The following is a 6,837-nucleotide window of genomic DNA, read 5'->3' on the forward strand; positions in this document are numbered from 1 at the left end:
GGGTGGGGGCGTGGGGGAGGGACCCTTTTGCAAAAGGGTCCCTCCCCCACAGAGCATTTCAAAGTTAATCTGCTCTGGTACGCTAAATTTTTACAAGATCGTATTTGCGGCTGCCGAGGCCGATTTCCTCACCGTACTTCAGCTGCACCGGGCCAAGGGTGTGGGGCCAGCGAGCCGTGAATTTGTCCTGGCCGCCTTTTTTATCACAGCATTCGCCGCTCAGGCTGGGTGCCTTGTTCACAAGGTCAAAGCATGCCTGGTCCAGGGCGACGGGGTCGGTGGAGGCCAGTATGCCAATATTGGGCACCATCGGCATGTCGCTCCAGCCCACGCAGTCACAGTCCGGGGTGACGTTGAGTACAAAGTTGATGTAGCAGATGCGCTTTTTTCTACCCTTGACCACGCCATAGGCGTACTCGGTCATGCGTTCCATGAAGGGTTCCACTTCCGTTTCCCAGTCAACGCTGATGGCCGCGGCGGGACAGACGGTCATGCATTCAAAGCAGCCCACACAGCGCGATATGTCCACCTTGCTTTTTTTCTTGTGCATGCTCAGGGCATCCTGAGGACAGGCGCGCACGCATTTGCCGCAGCCTATACAGGTTTCTTCGTTTACGCTCACATGGGTGGCGTGCTGCTCCCTCTTGCCGCGTACCGAAGCGCCGCCCATGGCAAGATTTTTGATGGCGCCGCCGAACCCGGCCATCTGATGCCCCTTGAAATGGCTCAGCACCACCAGGGCCGGAGCCTTGCTGATTTCGGTAGCGATATGGACTTCTTTGAAATGTTTGCAGTTGACGCGCACAGACACGTCATTGTCGCCGAACAGCCCATCGGCGATAACCACGGGCGCGGCTACCACGGAAGGTGAAAAGCCTTGCAGGTAGGCGGTTTGCAGATGGTCAACGGCATTGTGCCTGCTGCCGGAATACAGCGTTGTGGTGTCTGTAAGAAAAGGCTTGCCGCCAGCGGCGGTGATTTTGTTGATAACCTGGCGCACCAGCGTGGGGTTCAGGTGCGTATCGTTGCCGTATTCGCCAAAATGCAATTTTACAGCGGTTAACTCATTTTTTTTGATGAATTTTTTGAAGTTAAGGGCATCGCACAGACGGGCCACTTTAGCAAGATTGCTTTCTTCATGGGAGCGGGATTGGCTGTCTGTATAAAAAACTTTGGCGGGCATGGGGTTCCTCCGAATTATTTGCGTTTAAAATATTTTGGCACCATCTGCCGCGACACGCAAGAGGAACTAGACGGCACGAGAATCATGGCGCGTAGGGTCATGTATATTGCTTGACAAGCGCCCGTCTCAAGAATAACCTTATTTAGATTTATATACCATTAAAACAGCACGTTAGCCAATGCCTATAAGGAGGCTCCATGGCAGTTTATGTTGTAGATCATCCTCTTGTTCGCCACAAGATTGGTATTTTGCGTATGGAGTCCACCTCCACCAGCGAATTTCGCAGCGTATCCAATGAAGTGGCAGGTCTGCTTATTTATGAAGCCACCAAGAGTTTTCGTACCGAAAAGCACACGGTGCAAGGGTGGGCCGGGCCTGTTGAAATTGAGGCCATTTCCGGCAAGAAGGTCACTGTTGTGCCCATCCTGCGCGCGGGCATCGGCCTTATGGACGGCGTTCTGGACATGATACCCGGCGCCAAGATCAGCGTTGTGGGCCTGTACCGCAATGAAGAAACGCTGCAGCCGGTGGAATACTACGTCAAGCTCGCCAGCGACATGGACCAGCGTCTTGCCATTATCCTTGACCCCATGCTGGCCACGGGCGGATCGCTCATCGCTACCATAGAACTTTTGAAGCGCCACGGCTGTCGCAACATATGCAGCCTCAACCTGGTCTGCGCCCCGGAAGGCATCGCCAGAGTACAGGCGGCGCACCCTGATGTGGATATATATACCGCCGCCATTGACGATCACCTCAATGAAAACGGTTATATCATTCCTGGTCTCGGCGATGCCGGGGACCGTATTTTTGGCACCAAGTAAGTCCGCACCCACCCTGTAAAACCATAGAGGCCGCATATGAGCTCAGCCAGCCCACGGCGGGAATATCTGCCCACCGACTATAACCTGCGCTTCAGGGACTGCCTGATCGGCGCGCAGATGCTTTTTGTGGCCTTTGGCGCATTGGTGCTGGTGCCCATTCTTACCGGCCTGGACAGTAATGTCGCCCTCTTTACCGCAGGCGTCGGCACGTTGCTGTTTCAGGTATGCACCAGGGGCAAGGTGCCCATCTTTCTTGCGTCGTCCTTTGCCTTCATTGCGCCCATCATTTACGGGGTGCAGACCTGGGGCATGGCCCAGACCCTCGGCGGTCTGGTCTTCTCGGGTTTTGTCTACTTTATCCTGAGCGGCCTCATCCGCTGGCGTGGCATCGATGTGGTGCTGCGCGTGCTGCCGCCCGTGGTTACCGGGCCTGTCATCATGGTTATCGGGCTGATTCTGGCCCCGGTCGCCGTGCACATGGCTCTCGGCAAGACTGGCGACGGCGCGGTGCAGCTTGTGCCGGAAGAAACCGCTTTGTGGGTTTCAATGACATCCTTGCTGGTCACGGTTCTGGTGTCATTGCTGGGCAAGGGCTTTTTGCGCCTTATGCCCATATTGTGCGGCATTGCGGCCGGTTTTGCGGTTTCACTCTTTCTTGGCCTCGGCGACTGGACAAAGGTGGCCGCCACCCCGTGGATGAGCCTGCCGCATTTTACCTTTCCCGAATTCGCCTGGGAACCCATCCTTTTCATCATGCCCATAACTCTGGCCCCGGCCATTGAGCATTTTGGCGATGTTGTGGCCATCAGCTCCATTACCGGCAAGGATTACCTCAAAGACCCCGGCGTGCACACCACCATGTTTGGCGACGGCGTCGCCACCATGGTCGCAGGCATGGTGGGTGGACCGCCCTGCACCACCTACGCTGAAGTTATCGGCGCGGTGAGCCTGACCAGAGTGTTCAACCCCGCCGTCATGACCTGGGCGGCGCTGACGGCCATTCTGCTCTCCTTTGTGTCCAAGATCGGCGCGTTTCTGTCGTCCATACCCGTACCGGTTATGGGGGGCATCATGATCCTGCTCTTCGGGGCCATCATGGTGGTGGGGCTGAACACCCTTGTGCGCGCCGGAAAAGACCTGATGGAGCCAAGAAACATGATAATCGTGGCCCTCATCATCATCTTTGGCGTTGGCGGCATGCAGTTCAGCATCGGCAGCTTCAAGCTGGGCGGCATAGGCCTTGCGGCGGTGACGGGCGTGGTGCTCAACCTCTTTTTGCCGCGCAGCCGATCCTAGACCAGATTACCTTTGAACTGCTTCGCAGTTCAAAGGTTTCATTCAGCCGAAAAATGCGATTCGCGGCTGAATCCACGCCACGTTGTGGCGCGCTGCACTTTTGTGCAGCGGTAGAGCATTTACACTTTCTCAAAGTGAAAATGCTCTAGCCAGTACCGGATTCCTTACGATCGCGCATCCAACCGCATCTGTTCTGGGCAGCCCGCCGATGGCTTTTGGCCGTCAGGCGGGCTGTATCTTTTGCAGCAAGTGTGGTAGCCTGATTTACAAGTAAGCCGAAAAAGGAGGACTCCTATGGCTGAGAAAAAAATGAACGACGACTACACCACCTGTCCCGCCTGCTCCGGCACGGGAAAAAATCAGGATAATACCACCTGCTTTGAGTGCAACGGAACCGGCAAACGTCAGGAAGCATGCACCGTGCCCGCCGGGGCGGAGCATGACGGAGTATGCGACTAGACCAGAGTAACTTTGAAATGTTTCACATTTCAATTCGCCTTTTGCCAGTATGATTTTAGGCAGAATCCATGGCACGTTGGTGCGCGCTGCACTCTTGTGTAACGTTAGGGCATGTGCCTTTTTTCAAAGGTAAAATGCTCAAAAGCGGATTCATTTTTGAAGAGGCTCTGAAAATGCGCTTTCAGGTAGAGCTGCGTTTGCGCTGCCCGACAGTGTGACCGCCCGCGCGTCAGCATCATAAGGCTTGCAGGCAAACCATCTTCGCGGGCGTTTCCCTGCCCAGCCGCACAGAGTATAATAGTTTAGCTTTCCGTTCACTGACATAAAAACCCCGGCCATGGCCGGGGTTTTTATCTTGTGCAGCGTTGCGCGTTCGTCCTACAGGTTGCGCTCTTCCAGGCCGTCTTTCACGGGGCCCTTTTTGGGAGGTTCGGTGACGGGCTGCAAGCCGGGCACCACATCATGCACCTCAGTGGGCGGCACGAGCGGATTGGACGCGGTGCGCTCAATGATCTTGCTGTCGCGAACAAAGACCGTGCAGGACAGGCCAAAGCACTCATTGACGGCAGCCACGGTGCCCTTGAGCACTTCACTGCTGTTCTGCGGCGGCGGCACGAGCAGATAGTAGGTGCGCGTCTTCCCGCCCATGCGTGGTTCCACCACGCAGGAGACGATCCATTCATCCTGTCCGTCATTATTCCAATCGGCAATGGCCACCATGTTGACGGTTATGGTCTGCGTGGCGTGCCTGATGCTAAAACCGTTGTCCCAGTGCTTGACGCGACTGTCAGGAAGTATGGTTGCGGCAAAGGTGGCGCCCAGGTACACATCGTGCGCGGTTTCGCCAAACATGAACGATGGCGAAAGCCGCTGAAAAAGCACATCGCCATAATTTTTATAGCCAGCAAATGACATGGGGGCCACATAGGAACCCTGGTCGTCAAGCAGGTTGCGAGCCTTGAGCTCCTTGGGCATGGCCCTGGCCATGCGGATAAACTGATCTTTTTCTACCACAACAACGGGGCGGGTGGAGCAGCCAAAAAGCAGACCGCCCAGACAAAGCAGAACGCAAAAACGCGCGATGGACATGATGGTGTGTTCTCCTGGCGGAGTTTTGACATTGAAGCCGGGAAATGCGGCGTTGCAGCCTTTGTATGCGTAGGTACCGTCCTTGTAAAGTGCGTTTTCCATAAACATGCTGTAAAATCTGGTACGGTATCTGCATACCCTTTTCAGGGTCAAATGCACGCTTCAAGCCAAGGAATTGCCATGTCCGAAGCCCTTTATATCGAAATGCCCGCCCGCAAAAAGGGCAGCCCCCGCCCATTGTGGCTGCGCCTTTTTCCTTTGTGGGCGCTTTTGTTGCTGCTCGCGGGCGGCGTGCTCTGGTGGCTTGCCCAGGGGCGTGTCGCCAGCGAGCGGGCCATGCTGGACGCCATGGTGCATGTGGTTGCCCCCGAATTTTCCGCCCCGGTCGAGGCTTTTTATGTCAAGGAAGGGGACAGTGTGCGGCGCGGGCAGCCCTTGCTGCGCATGAATGCCAGGGCCTATCAGGCCCGGCTTGGCGAGGCGGGACGGGAAGCCGCAGCCTTGCGCGGCATGGCCGGGCCGCCCACTATGGAAGAAACCGCCGCCAGACTGAAAGCCGCGCAGGATGCGGAACAGGATATGGTGCGCCGTCTGGCTCTGGCCAGAAATGAAGAAGACGCCAAACAGCAATTGCGACAGGAGCGCGTGGCCACGCACGTGCGGCTGCAATTGCACCTGCGCACCATTGACAGTCAGGGCGGCGAACGATCCGTCGGCAAAAGCAGGTATGCCGAGGCCAGTCAGGCCGAGGCGCAGGCCCGCAGGCATATGGAACAGGCCAAGGCGGAGTTTGAAGAAGCCAGCCGCATGCGTGCCGCCATGGAGCAGGAGCTTGGCCGCATCCGGCAGGAGATGCTGCGTTACAAGCAGATGGCGTCACAGCAGCGGTACGCGCCTGTGACGCCCCGCGCCCAGGTGACGCCGCCTGTGCTGGCGGACGCCAATCTGTATGCGCCCGTTGACAGCCGGGTGCTGCGGGTTTTGGGAGTTGCCGGTCAGCCGGCGCAGCGTGGCGAAGCCTTGATTCTGCTTCTGCCCGAAGGGGCTTCAGTAACGGAAAACTACTGGGTTCAGGCCTATTTTATGGGCGAAGGTGCGGATTTAATCCAGCCCGGTCAGCCTTGCCGCATTGAGCTTGAAGACGGGCAGAGCCTGCGCGGCACGGTGCATGATGTTCTTGCGCCGCAGGCGCTCCCCACCGGGCAGCAAAGTCCGCAGAGCGTCAAGCGAGTGGAAGGTGCGGCCAATCCCGCAATGTACGTTCCTGTGCGCGTCAGCGTTGACCCCGGGGGCGCCCCTTTGCCCGCGCCCGGCACGTCTGCCCGCTGCGTGGTGCTGACCCGCAGCATATGGGGTTTTTACGGTTTTTAAGTCGAGCTGAGATTAAAGATATGTAGTTGCGTGAAATACTTTGTGGGGGAGGGACCCTTTTACACAAGGGTCTCTTCCCCCACGCCCTTACCCCTTAAAACTTTTAGTGTATTTGGGTAGAAGGCGATGTTCTTTCTGGACAGGAGCGGAGGGGGGAGCAACGGCTTTTTGGGCAGTACGCCAGCGTAATATGCGGCTGATTGGAACAGACGGGTGCATGGATTATATACAAACAAACAGCGGCGCGGATTTTTGCAAATCCGCGCCGCTGTTTTGCTGGCAGAGTATAAAGCCTTTTGGGGAGTATTGGATGTAGAGCGTCAATACGCTGTTCATCCTTCTGGCCCGGAAGAATGCTGTCTAGAGCAATTTAACTTTTAAATTGCTCTGACGGCTGCATGAGCAGAAGTTCGCTACGGAGGCGTAAGCGCAGTTTATCTGTGCGGTTAAACGCCGAAGTGAGTGTGCCTTAAACTTTGAGAATGTATATTCTCAAAGTTAATCAGCTCTATAGGAAGCTCGCACCGACCGGAAAAAAATTTGTAACATAGTGAAGTATAATAAAAGTTTTAGGGGGAGGGGGCGTGGGGGAGGGACCCTTTTACAAAAGGGTCC

Annotated in this window: 6 protein-coding genes; 4 read left to right on the plus strand and 2 right to left on the minus strand. The window is 56.2% G+C overall.

Translation table 11 applies throughout. The annotated features are described in order from the left end of the window. Positions 1 to 82: 82 nt before the first annotated feature. Complete coding sequence (locus BCS36_RS11355) at positions 83 to 1,183, minus strand: DUF362 domain-containing protein (RefSeq protein ID WP_291303006.1); 1,101 nt, start codon at positions 1,181 to 1,183, stop codon at positions 83 to 85. A 197-nt stretch (positions 1,184 to 1,380) separates the two neighbouring features. On the opposite strand from BCS36_RS11355, the gene upp reads away from it, so the two are divergent. From upp to BCS36_RS11370, 3 genes are all read left to right on the plus strand, one after another. Then, a complete protein-coding gene (gene upp, locus BCS36_RS11360) occupies positions 1,381 to 2,007 on the plus strand; it encodes a uracil phosphoribosyltransferase (RefSeq protein ID WP_291303007.1) in 627 nt (208 codons plus the stop codon). Between the two features lie 36 nt (positions 2,008 to 2,043). Continuing rightward, positions 2,044 to 3,303 (plus strand): uracil-xanthine permease family protein, encoded by a 1,260-nt coding sequence (locus BCS36_RS11365; protein ID WP_291303008.1) that lies wholly within the window; start codon positions 2,044 to 2,046, stop codon positions 3,301 to 3,303. 294 nt (positions 3,304 to 3,597) lie between these two features. Next, positions 3,598 to 3,762 carry a chaperone protein gene (locus BCS36_RS11370; protein ID WP_179979424.1) on the plus strand — a complete coding sequence of 55 codons (165 nt, stop codon included), beginning with the start codon at positions 3,598 to 3,600 and terminating at the stop codon, positions 3,760 to 3,762. A 378-nt stretch (positions 3,763 to 4,140) separates the two neighbouring features. Here BCS36_RS11370 and BCS36_RS11375 read toward each other — a convergent pair whose 3' ends face one another. Beyond that, positions 4,141 to 4,953, minus strand: a complete 813-nt coding sequence (locus tag BCS36_RS11375; RefSeq protein WP_291303009.1) for a hypothetical protein — start codon at positions 4,951 to 4,953, stop codon at positions 4,141 to 4,143. A gap of 78 nt (positions 4,954 to 5,031) precedes the next feature. Here BCS36_RS11375 and BCS36_RS11380 point away from each other — a divergent pair, with 78 nt between their 5' ends. Then, positions 5,032 to 6,222, plus strand: a complete 1,191-nt coding sequence (locus tag BCS36_RS11380) for an HlyD family secretion protein (RefSeq protein WP_291303010.1) — start codon at positions 5,032 to 5,034, stop codon at positions 6,220 to 6,222. The last annotated feature ends 615 nt before the right edge of the window (positions 6,223 to 6,837 follow it).

The organism is Desulfovibrio sp. MES5 (genome assembly GCF_002237645.1).
In the GTDB taxonomy this organism is placed as follows: Bacteria; Desulfobacterota; Desulfovibrionia; order Desulfovibrionales; family Desulfovibrionaceae; genus Desulfovibrio.

Excerpts from the sequence above, each read along its gene's own strand:
- BCS36_RS11355 (WP_291303006.1), bottom strand. The coding sequence starts at position 1,183 with ATGCCCGCCAAAGTTTTTTATACAGACAGCCAATCCCGCTCCCATGAA.
- upp (WP_291303007.1), top strand. The coding sequence starts at position 1,381 with ATGGCAGTTTATGTTGTAGATCATCCTCTTGTTCGCCACAAGATTGGT.
- BCS36_RS11365 (WP_291303008.1), top strand. The coding sequence starts at position 2,044 with ATGAGCTCAGCCAGCCCACGGCGGGAATATCTGCCCACCGACTATAAC.
- BCS36_RS11370 (WP_179979424.1), top strand. The coding sequence starts at position 3,598 with ATGGCTGAGAAAAAAATGAACGACGACTACACCACCTGTCCCGCCTGC.
- BCS36_RS11375 (WP_291303009.1), bottom strand. The coding sequence starts at position 4,953 with ATGGAAAACGCACTTTACAAGGACGGTACCTACGCATACAAAGGCTGC.
- BCS36_RS11380 (WP_291303010.1), top strand. The coding sequence starts at position 5,032 with ATGTCCGAAGCCCTTTATATCGAAATGCCCGCCCGCAAAAAGGGCAGC.